This window comes from Caldimonas caldifontis (assembly GCF_002930615.1).
Classification (GTDB): Bacteria; Pseudomonadota; Gammaproteobacteria; order Burkholderiales; family Burkholderiaceae_C; genus Caldimonas; species Caldimonas caldifontis.
Genome location: NZ_PSNX01000014.1, coordinates 63,472 through 79,114, shown reverse-complemented (window position 1 = coordinate 79,114; position 15,643 = coordinate 63,472). Strand labels below are relative to the sequence as shown.

General features: G+C 68.4%; 16 protein-coding genes. 4 read left to right on the top strand and 12 right to left on the bottom strand.

Going from position 1 to position 15,643, the window contains the following annotated elements; translation table 11 throughout:
• From C1704_RS14585 to C1704_RS14550, 8 genes are all read right to left on the bottom strand, one after another.
• Positions 1–980 (bottom strand): methyl-accepting chemotaxis protein (locus tag C1704_RS14585; protein ID WP_146076093.1); only part of this gene is annotated, 980 nt, incomplete at its 3' end.
• A gap of 95 nt (positions 981–1,075) precedes the next feature.
• A complete protein-coding gene (locus tag C1704_RS14580; protein WP_104303475.1) occupies positions 1,076–1,810 on the bottom strand; it encodes an amino acid ABC transporter ATP-binding protein in 735 nt (244 codons plus the stop codon).
• 71 nt (positions 1,811–1,881) lie between these two features.
• Entirely contained in the window at positions 1,882–4,113 is a 2,232-nt protein-coding gene (locus C1704_RS14575) for a site-2 protease family protein (protein ID WP_104303467.1), read from the bottom strand.
• 45 nt (positions 4,114–4,158) lie between these two features.
• Positions 4,159–5,088: a LysR family transcriptional regulator gene (locus C1704_RS14570; protein WP_104303474.1), complete on the bottom strand. Its 930-nt coding sequence runs from the start codon at positions 5,086–5,088 to the stop codon at positions 4,159–4,161.
• 141 nt (positions 5,089–5,229) lie between these two features.
• Complete coding sequence (kynA, locus tag C1704_RS14565) at positions 5,230–6,078, bottom strand: tryptophan 2,3-dioxygenase (RefSeq protein ID WP_104303466.1); 849 nt, start codon at positions 6,076–6,078, stop codon at positions 5,230–5,232.
• A 10-nt stretch (positions 6,079–6,088) separates the two neighbouring features.
• Complete coding sequence (kynU, locus tag C1704_RS14560; protein ID WP_104303465.1) at positions 6,089–7,360, bottom strand: kynureninase; 1,272 nt, start codon at positions 7,358–7,360, stop codon at positions 6,089–6,091.
• 10 nt (positions 7,361–7,370) lie between these two features.
• Positions 7,371–8,000 (bottom strand): arylformamidase, encoded by a 630-nt coding sequence (gene kynB, locus C1704_RS14555; RefSeq protein ID WP_104303464.1) that lies wholly within the window; start codon positions 7,998–8,000, stop codon positions 7,371–7,373.
• A gap of 85 nt (positions 8,001–8,085) precedes the next feature.
• On the bottom strand, positions 8,086–8,433 hold the full coding sequence (locus C1704_RS14550) for a YkgJ family cysteine cluster protein (RefSeq protein WP_104303463.1): 348 nt from the start codon (positions 8,431–8,433) through the stop codon (positions 8,086–8,088).
• Positions 8,434–8,449: 16 nt separating this feature from the next.
• Between C1704_RS14550 and C1704_RS14545 the strand changes: the two genes are divergently transcribed.
• On the top strand, positions 8,450–8,842 hold the full coding sequence (locus C1704_RS14545; protein WP_104303462.1) for a DUF2784 domain-containing protein: 393 nt from the start codon (positions 8,450–8,452) through the stop codon (positions 8,840–8,842).
• Here the strand turns inward: C1704_RS14545 and argF are convergent.
• Entirely contained in the window at positions 8,808–9,740 is a 933-nt protein-coding gene (gene argF / locus C1704_RS14540) for an ornithine carbamoyltransferase (RefSeq protein WP_104303461.1), read from the bottom strand. The two genes, C1704_RS14545 and argF, sit on opposite strands and share 35 nt — an antisense overlap.
• An 8-nt stretch (positions 9,741–9,748) precedes the next feature.
• Positions 9,749–10,960 (bottom strand): aspartate aminotransferase family protein, encoded by a 1,212-nt coding sequence (locus C1704_RS14535; RefSeq protein WP_245876504.1) that lies wholly within the window; start codon positions 10,958–10,960, stop codon positions 9,749–9,751.
• A 289-nt stretch (positions 10,961–11,249) separates the two neighbouring features.
• On the opposite strand from C1704_RS14535, the gene C1704_RS14530 reads away from it, so the two are divergent.
• Entirely contained in the window at positions 11,250–11,573 is a 324-nt protein-coding gene (locus C1704_RS14530) for a DUF3579 domain-containing protein (RefSeq protein WP_104303460.1), read from the top strand.
• 72 nt (positions 11,574–11,645) lie between these two features.
• On the opposite strand, the gene rpsT is transcribed toward C1704_RS14530, so the two are convergent.
• Positions 11,646–11,939: a 30S ribosomal protein S20 gene (gene rpsT / locus C1704_RS14525; RefSeq protein ID WP_104303459.1), complete on the bottom strand. Its 294-nt coding sequence runs from the start codon at positions 11,937–11,939 to the stop codon at positions 11,646–11,648.
• Between the two features lie 112 nt (positions 11,940–12,051).
• Here rpsT and murJ point away from each other — a divergent pair, with 112 nt between their 5' ends.
• Entirely contained in the window at positions 12,052–13,608 is a 1,557-nt protein-coding gene (murJ, locus tag C1704_RS14520) for a murein biosynthesis integral membrane protein MurJ (RefSeq protein WP_104303458.1), read from the top strand.
• Between the two features lie 50 nt (positions 13,609–13,658).
• Positions 13,659–14,513 (top strand): SirB1 family protein, encoded by an 855-nt coding sequence (locus tag C1704_RS14515; RefSeq protein WP_104303457.1) that lies wholly within the window; start codon positions 13,659–13,661, stop codon positions 14,511–14,513.
• Between the two features lies 1 nt (position 14,514).
• Here C1704_RS14515 and purM read toward each other — a convergent pair whose 3' ends face one another.
• The gene (purM, locus tag C1704_RS14510; RefSeq protein ID WP_104303456.1) at positions 14,515–15,552 is read right to left on the bottom strand and encodes a phosphoribosylformylglycinamidine cyclo-ligase; all 1,038 of its coding nucleotides are present in this window, start codon (positions 15,550–15,552) and stop codon (positions 14,515–14,517) included.
• Positions 15,553–15,643: the final 91 nt, after the last annotated feature.

The following is a 15,643-nucleotide window of genomic DNA, read 5'->3' as shown; positions in this document are numbered from 1 at the left end:
GTGCCGGTGAGCTGCTCCATGGAGGAGGCGGTCTGCTGCAGGGAGGAGGCGGCCTGCTCGGTGCGTGAGCTCAGGTCCTGGTTGCCCGTGGCGATTTCCGCACTGGCGGTGGAGATGCTGTCGGTGGACTGACGGATGCGGCAAACGAGATGCCGCAACTGGGCCTGCATGTCGGCCAGCGCCCGCTGCAGCTCGCCCGCTTCGCCGCCCCGGTCCACCACGACCGGTTGTGAGAAGTCTCCGGCTGCCATCGTGCGCGCCAGGCGTGTCACGGCATGCAGAGGCTGCACGATGGAACGGGCCAGCAGCAAGCCCAGCACCACCAGCAGTGCCAGGCCGAGGCCACCGACGGCCAAGGTCAGTTGCTCGCTGGAGGCGCTGGCCTCCCGCGCATGGGCATAGGCCCGCGCCGAGCCCTCGACCTGCGCTGCGAGCAAGCTCCCCAGCGCCGCGCTCGCCGCATCGAAGGGCGGCGCCAGATTGGAGCGGAACTCGGTGATGGCCTGTGCGCGATCACCCTCGCGGTAGAGCTCGACGATGCGTTGCCGCACCTCGCGGTAGCTGGCCCACGCGGTCTGGAATGCGGCGATCTGAGCCTGATCGCCCGGCGCGGTGAGCCCATCGAAGACTGGCGCCAGCAGAGCATCCACTTCGGCTTCCAGACTCAGCATCCGATCGAAATGCTCGAGGGCCTGGCGTTGGTAGGAGGTTTCCATGGCCAGCACGATGCGCATGCGGCTGCGGTGCAGTACATCGAGGGCCTGCCCCAGCGCGCCCATGGGCACGGCATGGGCGTGATACACGCCCGAGAGCTCCTTCACGGCCACTTGCGACCCCTGCCGGCTCACCAGCATCAGTGCGACGACGAGGCCGGCGCACAGCAACGCCAGTCCAACCAGGCGGGTGCCGATACGCCAGTGCCTCCACGGCAGTGAAGACGACAGCCGCCGCGCGGCGGACAGACGGGGGATGCTGGGCATGGGAGGTCTCCTCGGAACGTGTGTCCGAAGCTTTCGACCCCCGGCAGATGTACTTGATGTAGTACGACAGCTACAGGGCCCGGAGAAACCCGCAGTCAGTGCTGCAGGATCTTCGAGAGGAATTCCTTGGCCCGGGGTGTGCGGGCCTCGGGCTGGCCGAAGAAGTCGTCCTTGGCGCAGTCCTCCAGGATGCGGCCCTGGTCCATGAAGATCACGCGGTGGCTGACCTTGCGCGCGAAGCCCATCTCGTGGGTGACGCACATCATGGTCATGCCTTCGTTGGCCAGTTGCACCATCACGTCGAGCACTTCACCCACCATCTCGGGGTCGAGCGCCGAGGTGGGCTCGTCGAAGAGCATCACGATCGGGTCCATGCTCAGCGCCCGGGCAATGGCCACGCGCTGCTGCTGGCCGCCGGAGAGCTGGCCTGGGAACTTGTCCTTGTGCGCCATCAGGCCCACGCGGTCGAGCATCTTCAGGCCGCGGACCTTGGCCTCGTCGGTGCTGCGGCCCAGCACCTTGGTCTGCGCCAGTGTGAGGTTCTCCGTCACCGAGAGATGAGGAAACAGCTCGAAGTGCTGAAAGACCATGCCCACGCGGGAGCGCAGCCTGGGCAGGTTGGTCTTCGGGTCGTTGACCGACACCCCATCGACCAGGATCTCGCCCTTCTGGAAGGGTTCGAGGGCGTTGACGGTCTTGATGAGGGTGGACTTGCCCGAGCCCGACGGCCCGCAGACGACCACCACCTCACCCTTGTTGACGCTGGTGGTGCAGTCGGCCAAAACCTGGAAGCTGCCGTACCACTTGCTGACGTTGTGGATCTCGATCATGGCCGACATGGGCGTGCTCTGTGTGCGGGTCCGGGGAAGGGGTCAATTGTCGCCGATCGCCCCGGAGGAGTTCAGCGGGGAGATGCGACGGCCGACGCGAGACGCTGCTGAAGGTAGGCTCGCGCCAGCAGATCGCGCAGACCCGGTTGCTGGCGCAGCTCACCTTGCTCCAGCTCGAAGCTCACGATCCGCCATTGCCCCGAGGGGCGCTGCGGGTGCAGCAGCAGTGGCTGCCCGTCCAGCGTGCCCACCTGCCACCAGTCCAGCACCTCGTCGAGCGAGACATCGCAGCGGCCGCTGGTGCCGGGCGGGCAGGCCATGGAGACGGTGCGGGGCGTCTGGGGGCGCAGCTCGGTCAGGCGCGCACCCAGCTGGGCTGCCAGTCGGGGCCGGCTCTGGCGCAGGGTCTGCACTTCGGTGACGGGCAAGAGTTCGAGGGAGGCGCCGGCACGCAGGCCATCGCGTGCACGGTAGAACTCCAGGGCGGCCGGGGGCAGTACGTCACCCGTGCGGTGGGCCAGCGTGTTCAGGGCCAGCTCGGACGCACCGGGCCGCGGGGCCGTGGCATCGTCGCGCAGGGCCTGCACCAGTTCGGTCACGCTCAGTCGGTTCGCTGCTTCGGCCAGTTGCAAGCCTTCGGCCGATTGACGCTCCATGTCGCTCATGAACGCGATACGGCCCACCTCCACCACCTGCGGTGCCAGCACCACCGGTGATGCGAGCAGCGCGAAGTAGGCCAGGCCGGCCCCCAGCGCCGAGGGGCCCTTGAGCGGCTTGTAGCGCAAGTGCGCGATGAGTTCGTCGACCATGCCCATGCGCTGGTTCAGGGAGGCGCGCTTGGGCAGCACGCGCTCCAGGGCCTGGAAGGCCAGACGGGCCAGTGCCCGTGCATCGGCTGGCTTGTGCTTGCGGGCTGCACCGGCATAGAGCTTCTCGAACTGCATCTGGCGCCACAGGCTGCGCCACGTGAGCGCGCGCAGCACCAGCAGCACGAGGGCGATTTCCAGGTCCAGGAACCACCACAGGGCCAGCAGGCCCACGACGGCCAGGCCCTCCAGGGCGATGCGCACCACCACCTGGCGTGCGGGCAGCAGCGCTTCGAGCACATGACCGCCGTCCAGTGGATGGAAGGGCAGCAGGTTGAAGGCGTTGACCAGCAGCATGATCCAGCCGAGCATCGCCAGATCGGGTGAGGCCGACTGCCAGGCCAGCAGAGCCGCCCCGAGCAGCAGGCCCGGCAGGGGGCCGGCCAGGCTCACGATGATGCGGTGCAGCGCCTTGGGCTTGCTCTCCTCGCCGAAGGCCACGCCGCCGATCAGCGGGAGCATCAGCATCTGCACACGGCGGTAACCCAGGGCGCGCATGGCCAGGTAGTGCCCGGCCTCGTGCAAGGCGATCACCACCAGCAGCATCCAGGCAAAGCGCCAATCCAGCACCAGCCCGCCCAGCACAAGGAAAAGAGCGGCACTGAGCGCATACAGCGTCCACTGCACCACGGGCGGCGGGCTGTGCCTGGGCCGTGCGCGGGTGGCCACGAAGAACATCAGGCTGCGCTCGAGCGGCGCCGAGGTCTTCAGCACGTTGGATTCAGGCGCAGCCTTCTTCAGCGCGGCCACCAGGCGCTTGATCTGCCGGGCCAGGAACTGCGCCAGCGCCGGCAATCGTCGTGGGACGATGCGCAGGCTGTCGCCCTCGGGCTCGCACCAGCCCGCCTTCACCAGCGCCTGCAGGCTGCGGTCTTCGTAGGCGCTCAACCGCGCTTCGATGTCCTCGGGGTCTCCCCAGGGGCGGAAGTCCTGCATCCCCTCGGCGCGCATTAGATCGAGCTGGGCTTCGTACTGGTCCTTCACGGTGTCGAAGGCATCGCCACCATCCCGCAGCACCCGCGGGTCGGTGGGGAAGATGTTCATCGGCACGTTCTGCGTGGCCACCATCAGGCCGTCCTTCAACTCGGCCAGCAGGGTGAGCACGGGCACGTTGGGCAGTTCCGGAAGGGTGGGGCCGGACAGTTGCGCCACGATCGGGAAGTGGAAGTGCCGGAACACGCGCACGGGCTGCCAGGGGCTGAGACCCTTGGGCTCGGCGATGACGTCAGCGGCATGCGAGAACCGGAAGCCGAGTTCGGCCAGCTCGGCCTCGATGGGGGCAAAGAGGTCATCGACAGCCGACTGCAGCCGCGGGGCCGCAGGCCGGCGGGTGATGCGCAGGGGCAGCCGCAGGGCGGCCAGCGCTCTCACCCGCGACACCAGCGGCGCCAGCAGCCAGATCACCGCGATGGCCACCGCAAGCACTCCCCAACCCATGCCAGCTCCTTCGTGTTGTTCGTTCTGAAGCGCAAGACGCTGCCGTCAGGCCGGATGCGCCAGCCTCAGATACTCCCACAAGGCCTGGGCTGCCGGCCGCACGTGCTTGGCGACTTCGGGGCGCTCGCGGTAAATCCGCACATCCATCGTGACTTCGTAGGGGGTGGGGTCGGCTGCCGCACTCACCAGCCGACGGCTGCGGGTTTCCTTGCGCACCGAGCTGCCCGGCAGGAAGGCCAGGCCGTGTCCCTCGAGCGCCATGGCCTTCAGGCCTTCGGCCATGTCGGTTTCGTAGATGGTGTCCAGGTGCAGCGGCAGTGGCGAGCGCTGCTTGATCGACTCGACCAGCCGGCCCAGGTAGGCACCGGCCGCGTAGCTGAGCAAGGGCACCGGCCGCTGCGCCGTGCCCTGGGTGATCTGGAAGAGCGGCTGGCCGTCGGGGCCGGCCTTGGCGTAGGGCGCCAGGGTTTCCAGGCCGAGCGTCAGCATCTCGTAGCGCGCCGGGTTGATCTGCAGCGGCTGCGAGGCGTGGTGGTAGGCGATCAGCAGGTCGCAGCTGCCTTCGGTCAGGCGCAGCACCGCGTCATGCACGTTGAGCGCGATGAGCCGGCTCTTCACCGGCGCGAAGCGCTCGCGCAGGTCGGTGATCCAGTGCGGGAAGAAGGTGAAGGCCAGGGTGTGCGGGACCGCGAACTCGATGAGGTCCTGCCCGGTCGCCCGGTGGGCGCGCATCAGGTTGCGGGTGGCCTGCAGGTTGCCCAGGATCTCCAGCGCCTGGGCGAGGAAGGTTTCACCGGCCGGTGTGAGCCGGGTGGGGTAGGAGGACCGATCGACCAGGTCGATGCCGATCCAGGCTTCGAGGGCCTGGATGCGGCGCGAAAAGGCCGGTTGGGTGACGTGTCGCAACTGGGCCGAGCGCGAAAAGCTGCGCGTCTCGGCCAGGCTCACGAAGTCTTCAAGCCATTTGGTCTCCACGGCCGGCAGTGTAACGAGCGATTCAGCCTGCCGGGCACCGTCGATGCTGAGCCGCGGTGCCAGCAAACACCGCAGAACCGGCTTTGCCGGGCTGCTGGTGTTGCCCCCTTGAGGGGGCGCGCGCAGCGCGTAGGGGGTGGTTCAAAGATCCGTGCGGAGTTTCCAGATCTCCGGGAAAAGCACCACGTCCAGCATCTTGCGCAGATAGCCCACGCCCGAGGTGCCCCCCGTGCCGCGCTTGAAGCCGATCACACGCTCCACGGTTGTCACATGACGGAACCGCCACAGCCGGAAGGCGTCCTCCAGGTCGGTCAGTTCCTCGCCCAGCTGGTAGAGGTCCCACTGACGCTCGGGGTTGCGATAGACCTGCAGCCACGCCTGCTCGACCTCGGGGCTTTCCCTGTAGGGCTGGGTCCAGTCGCGTGTCACATGGCTGGCCGGCACCGGCAGGCCGCGGCGCGCGAGCAGCCGCAGGGCTTCGTCGTAGAGCGATGGGGCTCGCCAGGCTGCCTCCACCTCGGCCAGACGCTGCGGGCTGTGGGCATGGGGCTTGAGCATGGCCGCATTCTTGTTGCCCAGCGCAAACTCGATGCAGCGGTACTGCCAGCTCTGGAAGCCGCTCGAGTTCGACAGGTAGGGCCGGATGGCCGAATACTCCGGCGGGGTCATGGTGGCCAGCACATCCCAGGCGTGCACGAGCTGTTCCATGATCTTGCTCACGCGTGCGAGCATCTTGAAGGCCGCCGGCAGCTCGTCGCGGGCCACGCAGGCGATGGCCGCGTGCAGCTCGTGCAGCATCAGCTTCATCCACAGCTCGCTCGTCTGGTGCTGCACGATGAAGAGCATCTCGTTGTGCTCGGGCGACAGCGGATGCTGGGCGCTCAGGATCTCGTCCAGGTGCAGGTAGTCGCCATAGCTCATGTCCTTCGAGAAGTCGAGCTGGGCGCCTTCCTCGTGCACGATGCGCTCGGGGTGATGAGGGCAGGTCATCGTCGTCTCCTCAGGTCACGGCCGCGCGCTGGTGGAAGCGCGCCTCGCGCCACTCGCCGCTGGCCATCACCTGCACGAGCTGCTCCACCGCGTCCCACACGTCGACATGGCGCGTGTACAGCGGCGTGAAGCCGAAGCGCAGGATGTCCGGGGTTTGCGCATCACCGGCGCGGAAGTCGCCCACCACCCGCCGCGCAATCAGGGCCTGCACGATGGCATAGGCACCTTCGGCGCGGGCGAGGCAGACCTGGCTGCCGCGCAGCGCCGCCTCGCGCGGCGACACCACGGAGATGCCATGCTCCGCACAGCGCGCTTCGACCAGGTCGGCAAAGAGGGTGGTCAGGGCGATCGACTTCTCGCGCAGCGCGGCCATGCCGCCCAGCGGTTCGGCCGCGAGGACGGTGTCCACCCCACAGTCCAGCGCACTCATCGCGATCACCGCCGGCGTGCCGCACAGGTAGCGTGCGATGCCGGGTGCGGGCTGGTAGTCGGGCGTGAACCGGAAGGGCGCGGCATGCCCCATCCAGCCGGCCAGAGGCTGCCAGAAGCGGTCGGCATGGCGCGGATGCGCCCAGACAAAGGCGGGTGCGCCGGGTCCGCCATTGAGGTACTTGTAGCCGCAGCCCACCGCGAAGTCGGCGTCGGCGCCGCGCAGGTCCACCGGGACGGCGCCTGCGGAGTGGGCCAGGTCCCACACCACCAGGGCGCCGGCCGCGTGCGCGGCACGTGTGACGGCCGCCATGTCGTGCATGCGCCCGGTGCGGTAGTTCACATGCGTGAGCATGAGCACCGCCACGTCGTGGGTGAGCGCGGCCTCCACCTCCTCGGGCTCGATGAGCCTGAGCGTCCAGCCCAGCTCGCGCGCCAGGCTTTCGGCGATGTAGAGGTCGGTGGGGAAGTTGCTGCGCTCCGAGACGATCACGCGCCGTGCGGGCTGGTCCTGGCGGGCGATGTGGCTCGCGGCCATCAGCACCTTGTAGAGGTTCACCGAGGTCGAGTCGGCCGCCACCGCCTCGCCGGCGCCCGCGCCGATCAGCCGCGCGATCTTGTCGCCCACGCGCTGTGGCAGGTCGATCCAGCCAGCGGTGTTCCAGCTCTGGATGAGGTCGCGGCCCCATTCTTCGCGCACCACCTGCTGCACGCGAGCGGGCGTGGCGCGGGGCAGCACGCCCAGCGAATTGCCGTCGAGGTAGATCAGGTCGTCGGGCAGGTCGAAGTGCTCGCGCAGGGGGGCGAGCGGGTCGGCGGCGTCCAGCGCCAGGCAGTCTTGTCGTGTGGTCATGGGCGGTCTCTCAGGGAAGTTCGCGCAGCACGGCGCGCACCGGGCTGGCATCGGCTTCCATCAGCTTCAGGGGCAGGGCGATCAGTTCGTAGTCGCCTTCGGGCACCTCGTCGAGCACGAGGTTCTCCAGCACGCGCAGGTCGCGGCGCCGCAGCACCTGGTGGGCGTCCAGGGTCTTGCTCGCGGCCGGGTCCACCGAGGCCGTGTCGATGCCCACGAGCCGCACGCCGCGGTCGGCCAGCCATTCCAGGGTCTCGGGCGCAAAGGCGCTGAAGTCATCGACCCAGCGGTCCACCACGGCCTGCGTGCAGGTGCGCACCAGCACGCGCGGCGGCAGATCAGCCTGCGCATGGGCCAGGTGTTCGGGCCGCACCAGCGCGCCCACATCAATCGCATGGATCACCCGGCAGGGGCCGAGGAAGGGAGCCAGATCGACCTCGCCGATGGTGGGCGCGCCCTGGGCGTAGTGCAGCGGCGCGTCGGCGTGCGCACCCGCATGCGGCGAGGTGGTGATCTGGCTCACGTTCACCGGGCAGCCGGGCCCGATGGTGGCGCCCCAGACCTGGGAATAGGGCGTGTCACCCGGGAAGACGGGGCTGCGCGTGTGCAGGGGCGGGGAGATGTCCCACAGGCGTTTCATGGGCCGCTCGTTGCTGGGAAAGCCGAAATTTCAGCACCGCAAAAATGAGCGTGGTGTCGGTTATTTCCAACGCTACGGCAAATTCCTAGCCGAAGCCAGCCAGCGGTGGAAGGCCATGACGCGCGCGGGCCCGGGTGCAGGCGTCATCCGGCAGGCCCAGCGGCGCCAGCGCGCCGAACTCACGGCAGGGCGAGGGCCGCCACTCGTAGATGCCGCAGTGCGCCTTCACGCCCACCTGGCCCACAAGCGCCGCACAGCGCGGGCGGGCATGGTCGGTGCCGCGCATGCGGCAGGTGGTGTCGGTCACGTCCACCGCCAGGCCGGCCGGCACGGTGCCGCCGGCTTCGTCCAGCTCGTCGCGCGAGAAGTCCACGCGGAAGCTCGCGCAGCAGGCGCCGCAGGTGGTGCAGGGGTTGTCGGGGGGGCCGCTCATGCGGCATTGTCGCGCCATGACCTATCGCCTGGCTGCCGATCTGCTGGTGCTGCTGCACCTGGGCTTCGTCGTGTTCGTGGTGGTGGGCGGCTTTCTGGTGTGGCGCTGGCCCCGTGTGGCCTGGGCCCACCTGCCGGCGGCGGCCTGGGGCGCATGGATCGAACTGAGCGCGGGCATCTGTCCACTCACGCCGCTGGAGAATCGCCTGCGCGTGGCCGGCGGCGAGGCGGGCTATGCCACCTCCTTCGTCGAGCACTACGTGATGCCGGTGCTTTACCCGGTGGGGCTCACCCCGGCCCTCCAGGCCTGGCTGGGGGCCGGGGTGATCGCCGTGAACACGCTGGCCTATGGCGTGTGGCTGTGGCGGCGGCGAGTCAGCCGATCCGCCCGAGCAGCAGGTACTCCATGAGCACCTTCTGCACGTGCATGCGGTTCTCCGCCTCGTCCCACACCACCGACTGCGGTCCGTCGATGACCTCGGCCGTGACTTCCTCGCCACGGTGCGCCGGCAGGCAGTGCATGAACAGGGCGTCGGGCTGGGCCACGGCCATCATGTCGGTGTCCACGCACCAGTCGGCAAAGGCCTTGCGACGCTGCTCGTTCTCGGCCTCGAAGCCCATGCTGGTCCACACGTCGGTGGTCACCAGATGGGCGCCGCGACAGGCATCCATCGGGTCCTTGAAGGTCTTGTAGCAGCTGCGGTTGCCGATGCCGGCCAGGGCCGGGTCCACCTCGTAGCCGCTGGGCGTGCTCACGTGCACGGTGAAGCCCAGGATCTCGGCGGCCTGCAGCCAGGTGTTGGCCATGTTGTTGCCGTCGCCCACCCAGGCCACCACCTTGCCTTCGATCGAGCCGCGGTGCTCGATGAAGGTGAAGATGTCGGCCAGGATCTGGCAGGGATGGAACTCGTTGGTCAGGCCGTTGATGACCGGCACGCGCGAATGCGCCGCAAAGGCCTCGAGCTTGGCCTGCTCGTAGGTGCGGATCATCACCAGGTCGACCATGCGGCTGATCACGCGCGCGCTGTCCTCGATGGGCTCGGCCCGGCCGAGCTGGCTGTCGCCCGTGGTCAGGTGCACCACGGAGCCGCCCATTTGGTACATGCCGGCCTCGAAGCTCACACGGGTGCGCGTGCTGGCCTTCTCGAAGATCATCGCCAGCGTGCGGTCGACCAGCGGTGTGTACTTCTCGTAGTTCTTGAAGCGCTTCTTGATGAGCGCGGCGCGCTCGAAGAGGTAGGCGTACTCCTCGGCGCGGAAGTCCTTGAACTGCAGGTAGTGCTTCATCAGCGAGTCTCCCGGTTTCATCGCCGGCCTCATGGAGAGGGCGCGGCCAGGAAGGCCTTCACCAGCGGCGCGAGCTTGGTCACGATCTCGGCGGCCTCGGCCTCGCTCAGGATGAGCGGGGGCACGATGCGGATGACCTTGTCGGCGGTGACGCTCATCAGCAGGCCGGCCTCCAGCGCCTGGCCCAGCAGGGCACCGCAGGGACGGTCGAGCTCGATGCCCAGCATCAGGCCCTGGCCGCGGATCTCGACCACCCCGCTCAGGCCGTCGAACTCGCGCTCCAGTCCGGCCTTCAGGGCGGCGCCCACTTTCGCGGCGTTGTCCAGCAGCTTGTCTTCTTCCATGATGCGCAGCGTCTCGACGCCTGCGCGCATGGCCAGCGGGTTGCCACCGAAGGTGGTGCCGTGGTTGCCGGGCTGCAGCACGTTCGCCGCCTTCGGGCCCGCCACCACCGCGCCGATGGGCACCCCCGAGCCCAGGCCCTTGGCCAGGGGCATCACGTCGGGCACGATCCCGGCCCATTGATGGGCGAACCATTTGCCGGTGCGGCCGATGCCGCACTGCACCTCGTCGATCATCAGCAGCCAGCCCCGCTCGTCGCAGACGCGACGGACCTCCCGCAGGTACTCGGCGCGCGCCGGGTTCACGCCACCTTCGCCCTGGATGGTTTCCAGGAACACGGCCACCACGTTGGGGCGGCTCTTTGCCACCTCCTCGAGCGCGGCCACGTCATTGAGCGGGATGCGCACGAAGCCGGGCACCAGCGGGCCGAAACCGGCCTGGACCTTGGGGTTGCCGGTGGCCGACAGCGTGGCGATCGAGCGGCCATGGAAGGCCTTGTCATAGACCACGATCTCGGGCATCTCGATGCCTTTGTCGTGCCCGAACTTGCGGGCGATCTTGATCGCCGCCTCGTTGGCTTCCAGACCCGAGTTGCAGAAGAAGACGTTGGTCATGCCCGACAGCTCGACCAGCTTCGCGGCGAGTTGTTCCTGCAGGGGCACCTGGTAGTAGTTCGAGGTGTGGATGAGTCTGGCGATCTGGTCCTGCAGGGCCGGCACCAGCTTGGGGTGGGCATGGCCCAGGGTGTTGACGGCAATGCCGCCCAGACCATCCAGGTACTCGCGTCCGTTCGTGTCCCAGACGCGGCAGCCTCGCCCGTGCGACAGCGCGACCGGCAGGCGGCCGTAGGTGTTCATCACATGGGGCATGGGCGTGTCGACTTTCTGGGGTGCGTTCATGGCGGCTCCAAAAAAGAAAAATCGCGGCGGCAAGCCCTGCACCCGCAAGGCCCCCAACCGCGTCGGCATTTCATTCTAGGGCAGGCGCCGCGAAGGCGGCATGAAAGCTGCACGACAGCTTGCGCAGGCCATGATCGGCCCGGCGCGGGCTTGGCCCCGCGCCTGGAACCCGACTGAACCCTGGGCAGGTCTTATATAAGATATCATTCCTAAGACCTGTCGCTGCAGGGACACCGCCTACACTTCGCAGCGCGGCCGCCACAAGCGGCGCACCGAGAGTCTGTACCGCATGACCAGCCCCAAACCCCGTGAGATCTTCATTCAGGGGATCACCCGTGACGGCCGCACCTTTCGTCCCAGCGACTGGGCCGAACGGCTGGCCGGCGTGATGTCGTGTTTCCGCCCCGGCGGGGTGCAGTCGGGCCGCTCGGCCCACATCGGCTATTCGCCCTATTGCGTGCCCACGGTGGTCGGGGGCGTCAAGTGCGTGGTCGTCAACGAGGCCATCCGGCAGATCGAACCGATGGCCTGGGATTTCGTGATGAACTTCGCCCGCGACAACGACCTGCAGATGGTCGAGGCCTGCCTGATTCCGGACAAGCCGGGCGCCTGAGCCTCGATCATGGATCCCCAATGAAAAAGGGCTCGCAGTGCGAGCCCTTGCTTGCTCAACCCGGATTCGGCTTCAGGCAGCCAGTGCCTTGATCGAGGCCGACAGGCGGCTCTTGTGGCGAGCGGCCTTGTTCTTGTGGAAGAGGCCCTTGTCGGCCACGGAGTCGATCACGCCCTGGGCGTGCTTGAACAGATCGGCGGCACGGGCCTTGTCGCCGGCTGCCACGGCTTTTTGCACGTTCTTGATGACCGTGCGGAATTTGGAACGCAGCGCCGTGTTGGCGGCGTTGAGCTTGACGTCCTGGCGGGCGCGCTTGCGGCCCGACGCGATGCGGACGGTCTTCTTGGCTTTGGAGGAAGTGGCCATGGATATAGCGTTGCGGGTTGAGCAAAGACGAGAAGTATAGCATGTCTGGCCTGCCCTGCCCAGTCCTCCCGCCGAAGGCGCGACAGGGGCTCCCTATAATCCCGTTCGCCACATGAACCTGCTGCGCGCCGCCTCCACCGTTTCCCTGCTGACCCTGGCCTCGCGCATCACGGGTCTGGCGCGGGAACTGCTGGTGGCCACCACCTTCGGGGCCAGCGCCTGGACCGACGCCTTCAACGTCGCCTTCCGCATCCCCAACCTGCTGCGCCGCTTGTTCGCTGAAGGCGCCTTCTCGCAGGCATTTGTGCCCATCCTCGCCGAAAGCCGCGAGCGCCAGGGCGAAGAGGCCACCCGCCGGCTGGTCGATGCCGTCGCCACGGTGCTGGGATGGGCCCTGCTCGTGACCTGCGTGCTGGGGGTGGTGGCCGCGCCGGTGCTGGTCTATGCCATCGCCGCCGGCCTGAAGCAGTCGCCCGAGGGTTTCGAGGCGGCCGTGGTCATGACCCGCTGGATGTTTCCCTACATCGGCTTCATGTCCCTGGTGGCGCTGTCGGCCGGCATCCTGAACACCTGGAAGCGGTTCGCCGTCCCGGCGGCCACCCCGGTGCTGCTGAACCTGGCGGTCATTGCGGCGGCCTGGGGGCTCACGCCCTGGTTGGAAGCCTGGGGCTACCCCGGCATTTACGCCCTGGCGGCCGGGGTGATGCTGGGCGGGGTGCTGCAGCTGGCCGTGCAGGTGCCGGCCCTGGCCCGCATCGGCATGCTGCCGCGGCTGCGCTCGTTGCGCGCGGCCTGGGGCCACGACGGCGTGCGCCGCATCCTGCTGCTGATGGCGCCGGCCGTGCTGGGCGTGGCAGTGGCGCAGGTCTCGCTGCTGATCAACACGCAGATCGCCTCCTTTCTCGGCGAAGGCCGGGTGTCCTGGCTGACCTATGCCGACCGCCTGATGGAGTTCCCCACCGGCCTGCTGGGCGTGGCCCTGGGCGTGGTGCTGCTGCCCCAGCTCTCGGCTGCCCAGGCGCTGAACGATTCGGCCCGCTACAGCGCCTTGCTCGACTGGGGGCTGAGGCTGGTGGTGCTGCTGGCGCTGCCCAGTGCGGTGGCACTGCTGGTCTTCGGGCTGCCGCTGGTGTCGGTGCTCTTCCACTATGGCGCTTTCACCGACGGGGATCTGCGTCAGACCGCGCTGGCCCTGATGGGCTATGGCGTGGGGCTGGTGGGGCTGGTGGCGATCAAGGTGCTGGCGCCGGGTTTCTATGCGCGCCAGGACATCCGCACGCCGGTGCGCATCGCCATCGTGGTGCTCGTGCTCACGCAGCTGATGAACCTGGGTTTCGTGCCCTGGCTGGGCCATGCGGGCCTGGCCTTGTCCATCGGCGTGGCCGCCCTCATCAACGCCACGTGGCTCTTGGTGGGCCTGCGCCGCCAAGGCGCCTACACGCCGCAGCCCGGCTGGCTCCGCTTCCTGGGGCAGGTGGTCCTTGCCACGGCCCTGCTGGGCGGTGCACTGGCCGCCGCCGCCCACGGGCTGGACTGGACGGCGCTGCGCCAGACGCCCTGGGCCCGCATCGGCTGGATGGTTGCCTGCCTGGGCGGCGCAGCACTGCTCTACTTCGGCGCCCTGGCCCTCACCGGCGTGAAGCTGCGCCAGTTCGCACGCCGGGCCTGAGGCCGGGCCGCTGGTTCGCCGAGTGGCGGGTGTGCGCCTACACTGAACCCATGCAGTTCGGTCCTTCAACCTCGCTCGACTACTTCGCGTCCCTGGTGGCCGACGATGCCACCTTTCCCTTGACCGAGGCGGCCCTGGCCTTGGCCCAGGACGAGTTCCCCGACCTCGACATCCAGGGCGTGCTGGCCGAGATCGACGCGCTGGCCGAGCGGCTCAAGCGCCGCCTGCCGGCCGACTGCACGCCGGTGCACCGCCTGCGCATGCTCAACCGCTATTTCTTCCGGGAGCTGGGCTTTGCGGGCAATGTGAACGATTACTACGACCCTTACAACAGCTGCCTGAACATCGTGCTGCAGTCACGCCGGGGTATTCCCATCTCGCTGGCGGTGCTCTACATCGAGCTGGCCCAGCAGGTGGGGCTGCCGGCGCGCGGGGTTTCCTTCCCCGGCCATTTCCTGGTGAAGCTGCGCATGCCCGAGGGGGAGGTCATCATCGACCCCTTCAGCGGCCTGTCCTTGTCGCGTGAGGAGCTGGAGGAGCGCCTGCTGCCTTACAAGCGCCAGCAGGGGTTGACGGGCGACTATGACATCCCGTTGGGCCTGTTCCTGCAGTCGGCCAGCCCGCGCGACGTGATCGCCCGCATGCTGCGCAACCTCAAGGAGATCCACCGCACCCATGAGGACTGGCCCCGGCTGGTGGCGGTGCTGGAGCGCCTGGTGATCCTGATGCCCCAGGCACTGGACGAGTTGCGCGACCGAGGCCTGGCATATGCCGAGATGGGCCGCCGAGACGAAGCCATCGCCGACCTGGCCGACTACGTGCAGCGCGCCCGCCAGGCCAGCGACCGGCTGGCGATGGCCGAACGGCTGGCGTCGTTGCGCGGCAGCACGCCGCGCCTGCATTGACTCAGACGACCTGGGTGGGGGCTTCGTTGCCCTGGCGGGCCTCGATGCGGCCGATCGTGTGGACCGTCTGGCCATGGGCACGCAGCACCTCGGCTGCACGCGCGGCGTCGGCTTCGGACACGATCACCACGAAGCCGATGCCGCAGTTGAAGGTGCGGTGCATCTCCGACTCGGCCACGCCGCCTTCGCGCTGCAGCCAGCTGAAGATTTCGGGCCGCGGCCAGGCGCTGCCCTGCAGCACGGCCTTGGTGTGGTCGGGCAGGCAGCGCGGGATGTTCTCGACCAGGCCACCGCCGGTGATGTGCGACATGCCCTTGATGCGCACGTCCTTCATCGCGGCCAGCACGGGTTTCACGTACAGGCGGGTGGGCGCCATGACGCGTTCGCGGAAGGGCTGACCGTCCAGCGTGGCCGGCAGGCCGGCCGCGCCGGCGCGTTCGACGATCTTGCGCACCAGCGAGTAGCCGTTCGAGTGCACGCCGCTGGAGGTGAGGCCCAGCACCACGTCGCCCGGGGCGATGTCGCGGCCATCGACGATGCCGCTCTTTTCCACCGCGCCGACGCAGAAGCCGGCCAGATCGTATTCGCCCGGCGGATACATGCCCGGCATCTCGGCGGTCTCGCCGCCGATCAGCGCGCAGCCCGACTCCTCGCAGCCACGGGCGATGCCGCCCACCACGCGGGCAGCGGTGTCCACGTCCAGCTTGCCGCAGGCGAAGTAGTCGAGGAAGAAGAGCGGTTCGGCGCCTTGCACCAGCACGTCGTTCACGCTCATGGCCACCAGGTCGATGCCGACCGTGTCATGCAAGCCCCATTCGAAGGCCAGCTTGAGCTTGGTGCCCACGCCGTCGGTGCCCGAAACGAGCACGGGTTCCTTGTAGCGCTTCGGGATCTCGAACAGGGCGCCGAAGCCGCCAATGCCGCCCAGCACGCCTTCGCGCATCGTGCGCTTGGCCAGGGGCTTGATACGTTCGACCAGGGCATCGCCCGCATCGATGTCGACGCCGGCATCACGGTAGGAGAGGGGGGTCTGGGACATGGTGTGCGCAGGCGGCTTGTGCCGGCCCGATAGAATTTGGGACATTTTACCGGCCGGCCGACATGGCCCGGTTCCCGCTGACGCCAAGATG